Source organism: Paenibacillus sp. FSL R7-0198 (assembly GCF_038000415.1).
Classification (GTDB): domain Bacteria; phylum Bacillota; class Bacilli; order Paenibacillales; family Paenibacillaceae; genus Paenibacillus.
On sequence record NZ_JBBOCB010000001.1, the window covers coordinates 2,613,118 to 2,630,107 of the forward strand.

Genomic DNA, 16,990 nt, shown 5'->3' on the forward strand with positions numbered 1-16,990 from the left:
TAGAATCTGTTCGTGTGTTATTAAGGACGAGGTGTACTTACCCCATTCAGAATCAGTTTTGGATGAATATCGGCGCTAAGTGAAGCGGAAACTGCACAATATTTCTCTTCGGCCATTTGGATGGCTTTCCAAATGCGATAATCCGGGATATCCCCATCGACTTTGAAGATCAGATCAATGGATGTGAACCCTTTAGGCATCTCTTCACTGCGTGTGCCTTGTGCTTCAATCTCAATCGACTCAATTTTGTCCAGGAAAGCGTCCAGAATCATCGTAATATCGATTCCCATACAGCCGCCGAGACCCGCCAGTAACAATTCCATCGGGGTCGCACCCTTGCTGTCGCCACCATAAGCAGCAGTGGCATCCATGCCAACCGCGTAGCCAGAGGGTCCTTCGGAAGTAAACGCACGTTTGCCTTTCCATACGGTTGTTACATTCATGATGTTATCCTTCTTTCTTACAATAGTTTAAGTTCAAGCGAAAAAGATTTGCACTTGCCACTCCGATGACAGAATAACCTTCCGATCGCTGTAATCCCCAGATTTTTTTGATTCCCTTCTTCAAGGGGAAAATCAGGGGATAAAGGCGCACGCTCCGCTTCTTCAGGTTTCTTCTGTCCTCTCCGTTCTTGTGCAAAAAGTTTAGTTGAACTGATATCGTCACGACCTTAAATACCCGCTCCGGGTACGTTCGTTCTTCCGATTGCTGTTATCTTTATCAAAATTCAGTAATCTGTTGCAAGAAACGGCGGGTGCGCTCTTGCTTTGGATGTTCAAAGAAGGCCTGTGGGCTCGCTTCTTCCACAATCGACCCATCTGCCATAAAGACAATTTTGTTCGCCACATTACGGGCAAACTTCAATTCATGCGTCACGACCAGCATGGTCATGCCTTCCTCTGCCAGCTCCTTCATGACGGAAAGCACCTCTCCGACCAATTCAGGATCAAGAGCAGAAGTCGGCTCATCAAACAGCATCACTTCCGGCTCCATTGCAAGTGCACGTGCAATGGCGACCCGCTGCTGTTGTCCACCGGATAATCGGGATGGATACGCATCCTGCTTGTCCGACAAGCCGACCCGATCCAGAAGAATCCGGCCGCGTTCAGCCGCTTCGTCACGCTTGATTTTTTTCACCGTCACGAGACCTTCCATCACATTGCCCAGCACTGTCTTGTGCGGATACAGATTGAACTGCTGGAATACCATGCCGGTCTGGCGACGAATCTCCAGTACCCGGGCACGCTGGACTCGCAACGGATCTGCGCTGTTAACCACAACACCGTTCACTTCAATCTGTCCTCCAGACAACTCTTCCAGTCCATTCAGGCAGCGTAGCAAGGTACTCTTGCCGGAACCACTTGGGCCAAGCAACACAACAATATCTTTGGCATCGACATGCAGATCGATGTTCGTAAGTACTTCATTTTTCTGAAAACGTTTGGTAAGTCCAGTTGTTGTAATCATCGGTTCTCTCCTCCTATCAGTAAGCCCGGGCCAACCGGCGCTCCACTTGTTCCAGAATGGCCGAGAAGCCGATACTCATAATCCAGTAGATCACACCAATTGCCAGATAAAATGGCATATTCAATGCATATTGTGATACCAGCAGCTGTGCTGAACGCAACAACTCGGTAACACCGATGGCCGCCACAAGTGATGTTTCCTTCAACATGCCAATAAAGGTGTTCCCCATCGGCGGGATGGCAATCCGCACAGCCTGCGGGAAGATAATGCGTCTCATCGCCTGAGCCGGGGTCATTCCCGTTGCATATGCAGCTTCTGTCTGCCCTTTTGGTACAGCCTGAATGGCTCCACGGAACGTCTCCGACAGAAATGCACCTGCATTCAGACTGAGTCCCAGACATGCTGCGGTGAGTGATCCCAAGGTCACTCCATAATCGACCAATCCGTAATAAATAACGAATAATTGCACCAGCAGCGGGGTTCCCCGCATGATGGATACATAAAACCTTGCGATCAACCTAAGCCACATCGGTCCCTTTAGACGAGCAATCGCAACAAGCACCCCGATGATGAACGCAAAAAACATGGAGATCACAGTTACATACAGCGTATAGTAAGCCCCCTTCAGAAAGAAGGGGATATTCTCAAATACCAGTTCCATGGGTCAAATCTTCCCTTCGCCTTGCAGGTTCATTATTGCGCAGGCTCTTCACCAAACCATTTTTTGAAAATGGTATTGTACGTGCCATCATCTTTCATGCCTTTGAGAGCATCATTCAGTGCTGCTACGAGTTCCGGATTGTCTTTGCGTACAGCGATTCCTGCTTGGTCACTCTTAATTGCTTCGCCTACAGCTTTGATCTTTAATCCATTGGCATCAACAATCGGTTTCAATGCGTACATGTTGTTGATTGTGGCGTCAATCCGTCCAGCATTCAGGTCTTTCAGTGAAGAGATGACATCGTCATAGGTTTTGATCGTGAAGTCTCCCACTTTAGGCAACACTTCATTACGCAGATATGATTCATCATTTGTACCCAGACCTACGCCAATCGTTTTCCCTTTGAAATCTTCCAACTTGGTAATATCGTTATTGTCTTCTTTTACAATGATTTTAACTTGGTTCGTAATATACGGATCACTGAAATCGAGTACTTTCTTACGATCATCGGTGATCGTCATCTGGCTGATGATTGCGTCCAGCTTTTTGGCTTGCAGACTCGGTGTCAGACCGGAGAACTCCTGGGATACAAATTCAACTTTAACCCCAAGACGCTTTGCAACCTCACGTGCGATATCTGCATCGTAGCCGTCCATTTCTTTCTTATCGTTCAGGAAGTTGTATGGTGCATATGTGCCCATCATGCCTACTTTGATCACGCCAGCAGACTTGATCTGCTCCAGTTCATTACTCGCCTGTGCACCATTCGTGCTTCCATTGTCTGTTGCTTTACTTCCACAAGCACTAAGTACCAGCACGGTCATCAGCAGAATCGCTGTCAGAGACCAGCCTTTACGAGTTTTCGATCCATATGTTTTGTTCATTACGTTAACTTCCTCTCAGTCATGTATTGTTCTGGATGTACATTTGGTTCCTTTATTGTGTGACTAAATCGCAATTGTACCCATTATTCCCTGCTACTTGTTTAATCATGTGAATCTCTGGTCTCTCCTTTGAAAAATAAAGCTGCGAACTCTGCACATTGCTTATGTGCCCAATAGTCCGTAAAACTCAAAGCTTGCTGCCTCAGCTGCCAGCGAAGAAGCTGTCATGGCTGAGAACTTGCTGTGCAACTCATCGGAGCCGAACAACCAGCGCGATATCATGCCTTCAATCATGCTTACCAACAGCGCTGCTCGAAGCGGTACATCCATGCTCTCAGGCAACATGCCGAGTTCGATGGCACGTTCCATATTGTGACGGAACGCTGTCTCGACAGCATTACGTGTCTCCTCAACCAGGCGTTGTACGGATTCTTCCGTCACGATGCCTTTGAGCAACAGTTCCATAAAATAACGATTCTGCGCAGCAAATGAGAACAAGTCAGTGAACAGCCTTTCCGATGCTTTCACCATATCTTCTATCGATCCGGCATCCTTGCGGTACCCTTGTCCGATCGACTCAAGCAACTTCTCCTTGCCCGTTAAGACTATCTCTGAAGCAATAGCTTCTTTACTCTTGAAGTGCCAGTAGAATGTCCCTTGCGCCACACCAGCCTCGCGGACGATATCGGAAATTTTCGTCTGATGGTAACCCTGGGTTGCAAAACGCTCCATCGCTATGCGTATTATTTGGTCCCGGCGTTCTTCACCGGGTTCCAAACCGTTAATTTTGGTCATTCATGTAACCCTCCCGATTGATCAGTCAGTCAGTTAAGTTATATCCTATGGGATAACTAGGTTTTTGTCAATATAGTTTTAAACAAATGGTTACAAGCATAAGTTGAAGTTGAGTGCATTTGTGATCATAATAGGTGATAGCCTTGTTCAAATGAACAGGCATGGTCAAGCAGGACAGCCTGTGCTGTCACCTGCATTTCAAGGAGGAAGAGAATTGGACATTATATCATCCATTATTATGGGCATCATCGAGGGTTTGACTGAGTTTTTGCCCGTGTCCTCCACTGGACACATGATTCTGACTGCCCACTTGCTGGGGTTATCGGAGGACAACGAGTCAGTCAAAACGTTTGAGGTGGTTGTTCAACTCGGAGCTGTACTTGCTGTTGTTGTACTGTACTGGAACAAATTCATTGATATGTTCCGCTTCACCGGAGGGAGCAGACCTTACTCCCGCCGCCTCAATCTGGGACATATCTTCCTGGCGATGGTTCCTGCCGTAGTCATCGGACTTGTATTCCGTGACTGGATCAAAGCACATTTGTTTGGTCCGGAAACAGTGCTGTACAGCCTCGTTATAGGTGGTATATTGATGATCGTAGCCGAACGCTGGAGTCGGAAGAGTGGGCGGATTACTACCCATGATGTCGATGATATTTCCTACAAACAGGCATTCGCAGTGGGTATATTTCAGATCTTGGCATTGTGGCCAGGCTTCTCTCGTTCCGGGTCAACGATCTCAGGCGGTCTCTTTGCAGGGGTGAGCCGTGTAGCCGCTGCGGAGTTCACATTCCTCGTGTCTGTGCCGATTATGATTGGTGCTACGGGATATGACCTGTACAAAAGTATCGATCACCTGAACGGCAGTGATTTCCCAATCTTTGCGATTGGATTCATCGCTGCGTTCATCGTCGCCATGCTGGCGATCAAGACGTTCCTGTCCATTTTGAAAAAATTGAGCCTGACCGTCTTTGCTGTATATCGCTTTGTCTTGGCAGCCGTGTTCTTTATTATTTTGATGTAATCATTACAATTCAAGTAATTAGACAGGCAAAATCAATGGCGGCCTCACGTTCCCTTGGGAAGTGAGGCCGCCATATTTTATATTTTTTGCTATACTTCCGTTACTTCATGATTCTGTTGGTTTATGATTCTTTTTCTGCTCCAGAGACAGGAAAATCCGTAATTAGAAGAAGTCTGATTCTTCATTACTTCCTTCTTTAGTGGGTTGGATCATTGGTGATGCCGACTAGGTTTACTATGTATCATGGACAACCATATTCATGTTCACTTCTAGAAAGCGGTCTGGCTTATTACCACTCTTTCACTTGAATACTCCGGTGTTTCTTACGATATTTTAATCTCTCACGCAGATTATATCTATTCTCCTTTTGTTCCTGCAGCAATTGCTTCACCCCGATCATCAACAATCGGTATCTTCGGTCATCATTGTGACTTAATTGGTGCATTTCTTCAAAAATTTCATTCTTCATACGGATCTTGTTCACTCCAAATATTCAGTTTGTTCTCACAGTATACATGGGAGCACTGAACAAATTCTAAACAAGCGTTGTTTCTCAACTTCAGTTATTCGAATGCATATATGAATGCACATCATGCGTGATGGAATGAAGCAGAAAAACCCCTTCCTGTCGCAAGACAAGAAGAGGCCTCCTTAGCTAAGTTAATTAAGCAAACTGCTGAGCCTTCGTACGCTTAAACTTTGGATTCAAGCGTCTCCAGGTACTCGGAGATTTGAGCAGGTGTTTTAGCCCATTTGCTATGCAGATGTGCGATTTTCTTGCCGTTCTGGAACACGAGCAGGCTTGGAATGCCGCGTACTCCATTCTCTTCGGCAAACGGCTGGAACTTTTCTGCATCCAGGGCATAGAAGGTTTTGTCCGTATGTTGGTCGATAACATCCCCGATAAAACGATCCAGGTTTTTGCAATCCGGACACCAGGTTGTATCAAATTTAATGACGGTAAAACCATCAGAGTTAATTGTATCCAAATACTGTTGTTCACTTTGAATTCTTTCCATATGTCTTCTCTCCCTTATATGTTCCTTTTTTGGCTGATCTTCATTGTACCTTGTATAGTTACAATTGAAAATAGGCTTAATGGAGTTAACGATGCTGCTTGTACAGATTAGCGGGACTGAGCTCTCGTATTTCCTGAATTTCCGCAGCGGTGAGTTCAGGCGAATTCGAAGCAGCAATATTGTGCAGTAACTGTTCTCTTGAACTGGCACCAGGGACAACAGCTGCTACGGCAGGATGGGATAACGCGTAGCGAATAGCTGTCTGAGCCATACTGCGTTGGTCCGTAACAAGACGACTTAGCCCTTGCCGAATGGTATATAGTTGCTCTGGCGTATAGTCCAGGTAACCTTTGTCTGCCTTGGCAGATCCGGAATCGGCAAGCACACCGCTAGCTACGGGCCCACGGGCAATTACGCTGATCCCCTTTTGTTCCAATAAAGGTAGCACCTCTTCTTCCGCTCTGCGGTCAGCAATGCTGTACTGGTTCATCACACTGACGATGGATGCCCTCTTTACATACTCCCGAATCACATTGGGACGAATGGAGGAAATTCCGTAATATCGGATAAGTCCTTCCTTCTTCAGTTCCTCAAACGCTTCAATCGTCTCTTCGATGGGGTCGTCCAAGGTCCCGCCATGCAGCTGATACAGATCGATGTAATCGGTCTGCAGACGCTTCAGGCTTTCATGTACAGCCTGCTTAATGTAGGCTTTGGACGGGTCCCATGACCAGCCCTCTTTGCCAGGCAGACGACGATTACCTACTTTGGTCGCCACAATGACTTGGTCCCGACGCCCTTTAATAGCTTGTCCTACAATCTCTTCATTACGCCCTTCGTCATACAGATCGGCTGTATCCAACAGATTGACACCATGATCCAGAGCCTCATGAACCAGGCCCAAAGCGTGCTCCATTTCAGTTCCAAGTGACATACATCCCAGCCCAACCTCAGACACCATCAGTTCGGATGTACCCAGACGATTTTTCTTCATATGTGTATCTCCCTCCATACGTTCTGCAAGTATCCATTGTATCATTCTTGCTGGCAAAAATCGCATTACACACAAAAGCAAGGGATTGCTTTCGATTTTCGATTGCACAAAAAAACCTGGAACGACTTCATCTCCAGGTTTCTCATAATCATCATTTAATTCAAACGTTAGGTGAACTATCGAAATTTATTTCACTTCCACGCGTGGTCTGGTTTTACTTGTTCCATTGGACGAATTGGAGCTTTTCATCATACCCGAGACAGTGCTAAACAGTTTATCTCTTGCTTGTTTGTTCCTCATCAGATAAGTCACACCTGCGCCGATAGCCGTCATGAGTATTCCTCTTCTTTTAGACATGTGCTTCTCCTCCTTCAGGATAAATGTACATCGTGTCTTGTTTGACAATTACCCTGTGGGAGCAAAACGAAACGAAGTACAGGCTTGATCGCAGAAAAAAAGATGACCTCCGAATTCAATTCAGCGGTCATCTTCCAATCGTCCTTTTGAAACATCAATCGAACGAGATAAATCATACAAGCTTTCGTACAATCAAGACAAACGTCCATGTCCAATTAATCAGATGGCGTTGCGACATGGGTCATTTCTTCATGTTTGTAGGTCGAACCATCGGCGGTCAGATAAAAGTGTCCGATGGGATGCAGATCTTCATCCAATTCGTAGACAAGCGGAATGCCTGTCGGGATATTGAGGGCCATCACGTCTGCTTCGGACAATTGGTCCAGATGCATGACGAGTGAACGAAGCGTGTTCCCATGCGCAGAGATCAGCACTCTTTTGCCAGCAGACACCATCGGTTTAATCTCCGCATTCCAGTACTCCAGTACACGCTTCGAGGTATCCATCAGGTTCTCCGTAAAAGGGATGGTGCATCCGAGCCGCTTGTACTTGTCCAGATCCTGCACATATCGGTCATCGGTTTGGTCCAGTGCCGGGGGAGATACGTTAACGGATCGTCTCCATTCCTTTACTTGGTCTTCCCCATACTTCAGAGCAGTCTGCTGTTTATTCAGTCCTTGAAGCGCACCATAATGGCGTTCATTCAGCTTCCAAGTCTTCGTAATGGGAATCCACATGAGGTCCATTTCATCCAGCGCAATATCGAGTGTCCGGATAGAACGTTTCAGCACGGATGCATAGGCGTAATCAAAATCAAATCCCTGTTCCTTCATGATCTTCCCTGCTTTACGAGCTTCTGCGTAACCATCCGTCGTCAGATCCACATCTGTCCATCCGGTAAAACGGTTCTCTACATTCCACATACTCTGTCCATGGCGAATCAAAACAACTCTGTACATAAATGCGAACCCTCCTTCCATGGAAACATTACCCGCAACTCAAACTAATTAGCACAATGAAACGTTCATCACATTAATAATATGGTGCCATCATGAGATATACTACAACACCTGTAGAGCTGACATATAACCAGATTGGCATCGTCCAACGTGCAATTTTGCGGTGTTTCTTCAATTGATTCGTCCAACCCCATACAAGTGTGAACAGCGCCAATGGAACAATCAGAGCTGCCAGTATACTATGGGTAATCAGAATGAAGAAATAGATCGAACGAATGATGCCCTCGCCGCCGTATTTGGACGTCTCTGGTGAGAGGTAATGAAACGTCAGATAAGTCACGAGGAATAACAGTGTTGTTGAGAATGCAGCAAGAATAAATCGTTTGTGCAGCTTCACATTCCGCTTGATAATAGCAATAAGCGCTGCGAGCAGGAAGATGAAGGTAAAGCTGTTAAACACGGCATTAAACCGCGGCAACACCGTAATATCAAAGGTTACATCACCTTTGTAACCAATGGACGGTGCGAAGAACAATAATAAAATAATGACATTAGCGAGAATGGAAATCGTGATAATGATGCCTGCGAAATTTTTATTACTCGTCGGGGACTGGATGTTCGGCTCCCCTTTGTTATTTTTGCCCAATGCAAAATCCTCCTCATATCCTAACTTCTATGTTCTATATCATTATATCTCGCTAATTCCGGGCTGTTAAGTGACAACACTCTGAACAAAACCGCTGCACTCCCCTATAAAATGCCCCTTTACGGCCATTTTCAATCAAATCCAAACCGGCTCCCATTTACCCGAGTCCACATTTGTGGTATAATTAATGCAATTAATCACATACGCGTTGAAACTGGAGGAGCCTGTCACCAAGGGCCCCTCTTTGTCTTTTTCAGGCACAGAACGGCACTTTTCTAAATGCCGTTCTGTGCCTTTTTGTCTGATTGAAGCAGAGGATGGATCGCCCTTGGGTTGGTTAACCTATAGACGCTATTACTGGAGGGAAGAACACCTATGGAATTTATTTTGGTTCTTGCACTTATTTTAATCTTTACCAAACTTGCTGGTGATCTTTCCGTAAGATTGGGTCAACCATCGGTTCTGGGGAAGCTGATTGTGGGTGTCATCCTCGGGCCTGCAATTCTCGGTTGGGTTCAGCAAAGTGATTTCGTACATTATATGGCTGAGATCGGGGTATTGCTGTTAATGTTCATCGCCGGATTGGAAACGGATCTGGAGCAGTTGAAGAAAAACTGGAAGGCGGCCTTTGCTGTGGCCGTCGGTGGTGTTATTTTACCTTTTGTCGGGGGATACGGTTCGGCCATAGCATTTGGTATGTCGCAGACACACGCGCTTTTCTTCGGGTTGTTGTTCTGTGCAACGTCAGTCAGTATCTCAGTTCAGACATTGAAGGACATGAATCAGCTGAGTTCACGTGAGGGCACTACAATCCTGGGTGCAGCCGTTGTCGATGATGTACTCGTGGTAGTTCTGCTCGCCGTTATGATGAGCTTGCTCGGCACTGGTGCGGGGGATGTCTCTATTGGATGGTTGATTAGCAAGAAACTTCTATTCTTCGTCATCATCTTTGCAGCAAGCTGGTGGCTTGTACCGCGAATCATGAAATGGATGGCCCCGCTTCGGGTCACCGAAACTGTGATTACAACCGGACTCATTATCTGTTTTGGATTCTCGTACTTTGCTGAGTGGATGGGTGTTGCTGGCATTATCGGTGCTTTTGCAGCAGGGATTGCCATCTCTCAAACCACCTTCAAACATGAGGTTGAAACCAAAATTGAGCCGATTGCTTACGGAATTTTTGTCCCGGTATTCTTTGTTAGTATCGGCTTAAATGTCACCTTTGATGGTGTGGGTTCACAAATTTGGTTTATTGTTGTTATCAGTATCATCGCTATTGTTACCAAACTTATCGGTGGTGGAGCTGGTGCCCGGCTGACCGGGTTCGACCGTTCCTCTTCGCTGGCTATTGGGGCAGGCATGATCTCAAGAGGAGAGGTTGCCCTGATTATCGCTTCAACGGGACTTGCTTCCGGATTGCTTGATTCGGAGTACTTTACCAGCGTTGTAATCATGGTTATTGTGACTACACTTGTTACTCCGCCACTTCTCAAAATCACCTTTGCACGCAAAAAAGGTGAACAGCGGGTTGAAAGAGGCATTGAGGAATCACATTTGAACGGGTAAAGTATTGAAATCATTCCGTATTTAAAGCTATACTTGATTTAGAAATGCAATATATCGGTCGTGAAGCACACGCCGCTTTGATCTATTCTTCCCCTTCGACATGAAGGTTGGAGATGGTCAGAGCGGCTTTTTGTATTTTTATAATGTAATCCTCATTCGTTACTCATTCGATTTCGCTATATAGAAAAACAAAAAAAGACCACCTTACACTCAAGAGGTCTTCCATCCTTGCCTGTTGTTACAACAGGCTGTCCCATTTTAAGTTAACACACCAACATAAAAACCAATCGAGATAAAGACAACACACCAGACGAATGCACCGATGCTGGATACAATTACGTACCTGCCAATCGCCATGCGGCTAATCCCGGAGAAACAGCACATGAGATGACGAATACCTGGAATGAAGTAACCCAGGATGATGGACCAATACCCATATTTGAGGAACCACGACTCCACCCTGCTGAATCGTTTGGCATTTACGCCGACCCACTTGCCGTATTTTTCAACCAGCGGCCTGCCCGCTTTCTTGCCAATCATGTAGCTAAGCAGCCCTCCGGTAAATGCGCCACCGAAACTGACGGCGATGGAGACGGAGTAATTCAATACCGAGATGGAGGCGAGATAACCGACAAAGGTCATCATCACCTCATCCGGAATCGGCATGCCAATAACGCCAAGAGCCAGTAGTCCGTATATTGCGAAATAACCATATTGACCAATAAATTCTTTTGCAAATTCCATACTGACTCGCTCCTTATTTCGGTTCCACAATATCCTTCTCATGTGAGGCTAGCACTTGTTTTAGAGACGGGAATCGGATTTGGCTCACCATGAGACCGGATAATACAATAATGACAAGATAGGCTACACCATGTGTGAAATAAGGACTCCAGAGCGCGAAAAAGGACATCAGACCGCCGGCAAATGTAATCGGCATCCCGACAAAACCACTGCTTGCTGTCTTCTGACAGTTATAACGGGCCAGACGCAATGCACCGCAAATCGGAAACAATGCAGTCAGTGCCATCCCCAGCACACTCACTTCAAGCATGGAATTCAGGTACAGAATCAGCACGGGTGCTGTTCCGAATGAAACTACATCCGCAAGCGAGTCCAGGGACTTGCCGAACTCACCCTCACAATGCAATTTACGAGCCGCAAATCCGTCAAACAGATCAAAGAACATCGCTACCCATATCATCATCACAGCCAGGGCAAATTCACCATGAATAGCCATAATGACTGCCAGCATGCCTGAACTCAGATTCCCCAAGGTTAAAATCGATGGTAAAGACTTCATAAGAGTTGACTCCCTTTCGTACTAGGCTTTAGGAAAAATAATATAAAAACGGACTCCATCCGGTGTATTCTCTACTCCATAACTGCACCCATGCAGATCAAGAATCTGCTTCGCAATGGCCAGACCAAGCCCGGTCCCCCCCATTTTGCGATTACGTGAGCGCTCTACCCGATAGAACCTCTCCCATATATACTGCCGCTCAGCTTCAGCAATCTGCTCGCCCTTGTTTTCAATGGAAATATGGACGAAACCTTCACGTCTGCTGATCTCAATAGTTATATCGGTATGTGGTATCGCATGACGTATAGCATTCATCATGATATTGAAAATAACTTGCTCCAGCTTGCTTCGGTCACCCTCAACCGTCTGTTCTGTTGTGGATACAAGCACCACATCCAATCCTTTGTCCTTCAGTTGCGGACCCAGACGGCCGGCGATATCTTCAATCATGTCAGCCAGTGCAACCGCATCCGTATTTAATTGAACCGCTGAGGATTCCAGTCGCACCAGATCCAGCATCTCTTCAACCATCGTTTCCATTTTGATCGCCTCATCGGCAATGATCTCAATGTAACGCTCCCGTTTGGTCTCACTCACGCCATCCTTCAGCCCTTCAGAATATCCCTTAATAATGCTGATTGGAGTCTTAAGTTCATGTGATGCATCGGCAAAAAACTTGCGCTGACGCTGTTCAATCTCCTGCTTCATTTCCATATCTGTACGCATCTGCGTGTTGGCCTGCCTCAGCTCTTCCAGTGTCTGACCCAAGGTTCCCGATAAGGCATTGAGGCTGTTAGACAGACTGCCGATTTCATCATTACGCCGGATGGGTGATTTCACTGTGAAATCCAGCGTAGACATTTTTTTGGCGACATGGTTCAAGGCCAAGAGCGGCTTCGTTACAATTCGGGACAGGAGTAACGCCAGTAACAGAATCAATATAAATGCCCCAATGCCAAAATACGCATAGAACAAACGTGTTGCCTCATTCGCTTCCCTCATCTCCTGTAGAGAGGTAAGCGAGAAGATCAGTTGCTGCTCGGGGCCGGAACGATGCACTGGAGCAATGGTGATGACATTGCGAACACCGCTCCAGCTATCCATCCATTCTTCATTGAGCATTTTGCCATTTGCCAAGGCCAGTTGGTCTTCGGTGGACAACGGGAACCGGCTATCCAGTGCTTGCACCAGCAGTCCCTGCCTCTGACTCCACGTTGCCAGATTGGGAAGAACGACCTCGGTCAATACACCTGACCATTCCTTTACCGGTTCAATTGATTCCTGAAAGCTTTCAGTTCCCCATGCGGCAGAAGTGGCATCCTGGATTTTGAATGGATAGACCATGTTCCCGCTGGCCGGACCTCGCACCGTCAGTTCTTGCCCATATTTCAGATGAGATGTAATCCAGCCAGCATTCTCACTATTGATAAACAAGGACAAGGACACCTTCACGTGACTCCCATCCTCTTGAAGCAACGTAATGTGGAACGGGTCATTAACCAATCTTCCGGTATTCGTCAAAATGACCAGATGTGATTGATTCTGACGCATGAACTTCCCGGTCTCCTTGGCTAGCTGTAAATCACTCCAATGCCCATTGGAGTATTGCTGTTCGAACTTGGACAGCTTTTTCTTCATACTGCTGACCTTTTGATGCTGATAGAAGTCGGGGAACCAGACCAACTGGGCAAAAACCGTCGTCCCATATAGAAGAACCAGACATCCTGCCATGACCAGGAAAAGCTTCATCGTTACGCCATTTCTTCTCATGCTTCTGCCTCGAAACGATATCCAGTGCCAATCACCGTCCGGATACACTTGGCTTCATCACCCAATTTGCTGCGCAGCTTCTTGATGTGGGTATCTACAACACGTGAGTCCCCTTCAAAATCAAATCCCCAGATCCGATTCAAAATGGCATCCCGGGACAACACAATGCCTGCATTGCGTACCAAATAAAGCAACAGATCATATTCCTTTGGTGCAAGTTCCACTTCAATTCCGTCCTTCTCCAGGCGTCTGGCCCATGGATCAAGGGTTACCTGTCCGAAGCGAATCACACCCTGCTCTCGTCCAAATGCACCTTCAACACGCTTCATTAATGTCTCTGCACGTGCAACCAGCACACGTGGGCTAAACGGCTTGGTAACGTAATCGTCTACGCCCAGCTGAAATCCATGAATTTTATCGTCATCCTCGGACCGTGCAGTCAGCATGATAATAGGTACGGTGGATTGGGATCGAATATGCCCACATAACGTCCATCCATCCATTTCAGGCATCAAAACATCCAGAATAACCAGATCCACCTCATGCAGAGCCAACAGTTCCAGTGCCTGTACTCCATGTTCTGCTTCTATGACGTTCCATTGTTCTTTTATGAAATAATCGGCCACAATCTCACGAATGCGGCTTTCATCTTCCACCAGAAGCACTGTTCTGATCATGGCCGACTCTCCTTTTTAGATTTCTGATGATAACATACCTATTCCATGTGTCGTCCATGTGTCCATACATGTTTTGGAATACTCCCATGATATATACGATTAATATAAGCCAAAAGTTACTAATTTTTATAAAAATTCGCACAAAAAAGAAGCCGTCAACGAGCAAGCTCCAGCTCATTGACAGCTACTTGAATGAAATCGAAGTGTGTTATCCAGAATTGATGCGCTACTGCGCGTTCCCTGGCAACACTTAACGTTGTTGCTCCAGACGGTGTGCCACATGCAGTGTCGGGCCAACAAAACGGTTCAGCGGGAATCCGCCGGCAATCGCTTTGGTCACGAAGGCTTTACCTTCACGAACAGCCTCTTTCACTGAAAGACCACGAGCCAATCCTGCGGTAATCGCCGCAGACGTTGTGCAGCCCGCACCATGCGTATATCCGGAGCCGACAACATCGGCTTCAAACCATTCGTAGTTGGTTCCATCATAGAGTAGATCCATTGCTTTACCCGGGCTAATGACACCTCTGTCTTTGATTAGAACATGTTTCGAGCCATGGGCATGAATTGCTGCTGCCGCTGCTTCCATCTGTTCCTTGGAGCGAATCGGTCCACTCTTCGCCAGTTGGGATGCTTCGAACAGATTAGGTGTAACCAGATCAGCACCTGGCAACAGGAATTCGATCATCGCTTCCGTATTTTCCGGTTGCAGTACTTCGTCTGTACCTTTGCAGACCATTACCGGATCGATAACGATCTGTGGCAGACCGCTGCGGCGAATATGTTTTGCTACCAGTTCAATAATATCTACAGAACCGAGCATACCTGTCTTCATGGCATCGAAACCGATGCCGTCCAGAACAGTGCGAAGCTGTGCTTCAACTACATTTAATTCAACAGGAAAGACCTGGTGATCCCATGTTTCGGGTTCCATTGCCACAACCGTAGTCAGTACGGTCATGCCATACACACCCAGCTCCTGAAAAGTTTTCAAATCAGCTTGAATACCTGCACCGCCGCTCGTGTCCGAACCAGCTATTGTTAATGTTTTTGGAATCGTCATGGTAGTTGCATTCTCCTTCGTGTCTCAGTTGACATTATCCTATCCCTTGTACGAGCGGATGTCAATGGCATCTGAAGCCATACAGAGCATGGTTTTCCGAATGATTCAGTTCACATCTTTTGTCTCCAGACGAACCATGGACATCGAAGCAATCCATATCCCTATTGCTCCAAGGGTCAGAGGGATAATAATAAGCGAATGAATGGAAACTTCCGACCCGTTGAATCCGGAGCAGACAATCGAAACTAGCAAAATGGACGAGACCATTGTCGCTGTAACAGAATGCTTACGCATACCGAAGAATAGGGGAATGAGTGCCATACACGCAGCCGATAAAGAACTGATACTGTACTTCACCAGAAGTCCCAACATATCCCGATTGCTCAGTGATTCAGGAATGAAGGAGTAGAATTGATTAACAATCAACAGCAGTGAACCCATCAACAGATCGGTAACCATAATCATCACAAATGTAAAACCAAACACGATAATCAATTTGGCCGCGATGATTTTATGACGCTGGATGGGATAGGTGAACATGACGTTCATGGTTTTATTTCGATACTCACTGATCACCAGCTTGGATAATAAAGCTCCTGCAAATATGATGAAGGTCGCTCTCACAAATGTATCGATAATTATAAAGGCGGTCTGGTAATCGGCATAGGCATAATCTTCTGCTCCCACATCCATGAATCCAATCATAATCAGGAAAAGAAGAATGGCTATGTTGGCAATACCTGCACCTGCAAAATTACGTGCAAAGCGGTGCTTCCGCATCTCAAGTCTGATTAGTTTAAGCAACGTCTTCATCCCCTTTTACCAACTTCATGAAGTGTTCTTCCAGGGAATGAGCCCGTTTGGATATCGATTCGATCTCAATGCCGTGTTGAATCAGCTTGGTGTTCAGTTCCGATGGAATGATTCCCGGATCATAGATGCGTAACGTTTGGTCATCGACCAGTTTATAATTACTCAAACCAAGCTGGTGTTCAATGACATAAGTCGCTTTGCGGATATCTACCGCCTGTAACTCGATGTACTCATTTTGACTTCCACGAATGCTCTCCATCGATACTTCCTCCACCAAGCGACCGCCGCGAATGACACCAACCGTGTCAGCAATTTGCTCTATCTCGCCAAGAATGTGACTAGAGACCAACAGGGTAATGCGATACTCATTGCTAAGGCGCTTGAACAAATCTCGCATCTCCCGGATCCCTACAGGGTCCAATCCGTTGATCGGTTCATCCAAAATGAGCAGTTCGGGTGTGGTTATGAGTGCACGAGCCAATCCCAGCCTCTGTTTCATACCCAGAGAGAAGTCCTTGACCGGTTTCTTGCCCGTATCCTTCAGCCCTACCGTTTCCATCGTATTGTCGATGATCTTTTTGTTGTGAAACCCCATGTATTCACAGTGAAGCTCCAGATTCTCGCGAGCAGACAGCCTATCATAGAAAAAAGGATATTCAATAATGCTGCCCATTCGTTTCAACACTTCATAGGATGTAGGTGTAAGCTTCTCCCCAAACAGTTCAATTTCTCCTGTTGTTGGTTTAACCAGATTGGTGAGCATCTTCATGATGGTTGTTTTACCAGCACCATTCGGACCGAGGAATCCATAGATCTCACCTTGCTTAATATTCATACTGACGTTGGATACAACCTCCACCCCTTCATATACTTTGGTCACATCTATTGTTCGTGCGATATAATTCATCGTCCTTGTTCTCCTTTACGTCCCCTGTCCGGGTTCCTATATCTATATTGTAAAGAGAAAAGTCTTCTTTTTTATTAATCAAATC

20 protein-coding genes are annotated in these 16,990 nt (G+C 46.3%); 2 read left to right on the forward strand and 18 right to left on the reverse strand.

Annotated features, from left to right (window positions below):
* Positions 1-20: 20 nt before the first annotated feature.
* The 5 genes from MKY87_RS11330 to MKY87_RS11350 form a co-directional block, all read right to left on the reverse strand.
* On the reverse strand, positions 21-443 hold the full coding sequence (locus tag MKY87_RS11330) for an OsmC family protein (protein WP_036606882.1): 423 nt from the start codon (positions 441-443) through the stop codon (positions 21-23).
* A gap of 277 nt (positions 444-720) precedes the next feature.
* On the reverse strand, positions 721-1,467 hold the full coding sequence (locus MKY87_RS11335) for an amino acid ABC transporter ATP-binding protein (RefSeq protein WP_339788836.1): 747 nt from the start codon (positions 1,465-1,467) through the stop codon (positions 721-723).
* Positions 1,468-1,483: 16 nt separating this feature from the next.
* Positions 1,484-2,128 (reverse strand): amino acid ABC transporter permease, encoded by a 645-nt coding sequence (locus MKY87_RS11340; protein WP_017692207.1) that lies wholly within the window; start codon positions 2,126-2,128, stop codon positions 1,484-1,486.
* Between the two features lie 32 nt (positions 2,129-2,160).
* Positions 2,161-3,012 (reverse strand): substrate-binding periplasmic protein, encoded by an 852-nt coding sequence (locus MKY87_RS11345; protein WP_340964478.1) that lies wholly within the window; start codon positions 3,010-3,012, stop codon positions 2,161-2,163.
* Positions 3,013-3,174: 162 nt separating this feature from the next.
* Positions 3,175-3,807, reverse strand: coding sequence for a TetR/AcrR family transcriptional regulator (locus MKY87_RS11350; protein WP_339788831.1), 633 nt, complete (start codon positions 3,805-3,807; stop codon positions 3,175-3,177).
* Between the two features lie 214 nt (positions 3,808-4,021).
* Here MKY87_RS11350 and bacA point away from each other — a divergent pair, with 214 nt between their 5' ends.
* Positions 4,022-4,831, forward strand: a complete 810-nt coding sequence (gene bacA, locus MKY87_RS11355) for an undecaprenyl-diphosphate phosphatase (protein WP_017692204.1) — start codon at positions 4,022-4,024, stop codon at positions 4,829-4,831.
* A 289-nt stretch (positions 4,832-5,120) separates the two neighbouring features.
* On the opposite strand, the gene MKY87_RS11360 is transcribed toward bacA, so the two are convergent.
* From MKY87_RS11360 to MKY87_RS11385, 6 genes are all read right to left on the reverse strand, one after another.
* Positions 5,121-5,300 carry a hypothetical protein gene (locus MKY87_RS11360; protein ID WP_133387174.1) on the reverse strand — a complete coding sequence of 60 codons (180 nt, stop codon included), beginning with the start codon at positions 5,298-5,300 and terminating at the stop codon, positions 5,121-5,123.
* A 223-nt stretch (positions 5,301-5,523) separates the two neighbouring features.
* A complete protein-coding gene (locus MKY87_RS11365) occupies positions 5,524-5,850 on the reverse strand; it encodes a thioredoxin family protein (protein ID WP_017692202.1) in 327 nt (108 codons plus the stop codon).
* An 85-nt stretch (positions 5,851-5,935) separates the two neighbouring features.
* Complete coding sequence (locus tag MKY87_RS11370) at positions 5,936-6,844, reverse strand: aldo/keto reductase (protein ID WP_340964481.1); 909 nt, start codon at positions 6,842-6,844, stop codon at positions 5,936-5,938.
* Positions 6,845-7,030: 186 nt separating this feature from the next.
* Positions 7,031-7,201 (reverse strand): hypothetical protein, encoded by a 171-nt coding sequence (locus tag MKY87_RS11375; protein ID WP_165980418.1) that lies wholly within the window; start codon positions 7,199-7,201, stop codon positions 7,031-7,033.
* 215 nt (positions 7,202-7,416) lie between these two features.
* Entirely contained in the window at positions 7,417-8,160 is a 744-nt protein-coding gene (gene gpmA, locus MKY87_RS11380) for a 2,3-diphosphoglycerate-dependent phosphoglycerate mutase (RefSeq protein WP_074096492.1), read from the reverse strand.
* Positions 8,161-8,233: 73 nt separating this feature from the next.
* The gene (locus tag MKY87_RS11385; protein WP_074096493.1) at positions 8,234-8,806 is read right to left on the reverse strand and encodes a DUF420 domain-containing protein; all 573 of its coding nucleotides are present in this window, start codon (positions 8,804-8,806) and stop codon (positions 8,234-8,236) included.
* Positions 8,807-9,181: 375 nt separating this feature from the next.
* Between MKY87_RS11385 and MKY87_RS11390 the strand changes: the two genes are divergently transcribed.
* Positions 9,182-10,372, forward strand: coding sequence for a cation:proton antiporter (locus MKY87_RS11390; protein WP_339788826.1), 1,191 nt, complete (start codon positions 9,182-9,184; stop codon positions 10,370-10,372).
* Between the two features lie 258 nt (positions 10,373-10,630).
* Here the strand turns inward: MKY87_RS11390 and MKY87_RS11395 are convergent, their stop codons facing one another.
* The 7 genes from MKY87_RS11395 to MKY87_RS11425 all read right to left on the reverse strand — a co-directional run bounded on the left by MKY87_RS11395 (position 10,631) and on the right by MKY87_RS11425 (position 16,905).
* Complete coding sequence (locus MKY87_RS11395; protein ID WP_339788823.1) at positions 10,631-11,116, reverse strand: DedA family protein; 486 nt, start codon at positions 11,114-11,116, stop codon at positions 10,631-10,633.
* A 13-nt stretch (positions 11,117-11,129) separates the two neighbouring features.
* A complete protein-coding gene (gene pssA, locus MKY87_RS11400) occupies positions 11,130-11,675 on the reverse strand; it encodes a CDP-diacylglycerol--serine O-phosphatidyltransferase (protein ID WP_339788822.1) in 546 nt (181 codons plus the stop codon).
* A 21-nt stretch (positions 11,676-11,696) separates the two neighbouring features.
* Positions 11,697-13,445 carry a sensor histidine kinase gene (locus MKY87_RS11405; protein ID WP_340912738.1) on the reverse strand — a complete coding sequence of 583 codons (1,749 nt, stop codon included), beginning with the start codon at positions 13,443-13,445 and terminating at the stop codon, positions 11,697-11,699.
* Complete coding sequence (locus tag MKY87_RS11410; protein ID WP_036606855.1) at positions 13,442-14,122, reverse strand: response regulator transcription factor; 681 nt, start codon at positions 14,120-14,122, stop codon at positions 13,442-13,444. The genes MKY87_RS11405 and MKY87_RS11410 overlap by 4 nt, the downstream gene beginning before the upstream one ends.
* Positions 14,123-14,372: 250 nt before the next feature.
* A complete protein-coding gene (gene thiD / locus MKY87_RS11415) occupies positions 14,373-15,185 on the reverse strand; it encodes a bifunctional hydroxymethylpyrimidine kinase/phosphomethylpyrimidine kinase (protein WP_017692191.1) in 813 nt (270 codons plus the stop codon).
* A gap of 105 nt (positions 15,186-15,290) precedes the next feature.
* Complete coding sequence (locus MKY87_RS11420) at positions 15,291-15,989, reverse strand: ABC transporter permease (RefSeq protein ID WP_339788817.1); 699 nt, start codon at positions 15,987-15,989, stop codon at positions 15,291-15,293.
* A complete protein-coding gene (locus MKY87_RS11425) occupies positions 15,982-16,905 on the reverse strand; it encodes an ABC transporter ATP-binding protein (RefSeq protein ID WP_340964484.1) in 924 nt (307 codons plus the stop codon). The genes MKY87_RS11420 and MKY87_RS11425 overlap by 8 nt, the downstream gene beginning before the upstream one ends.
* Positions 16,906-16,990: the final 85 nt, after the last annotated feature.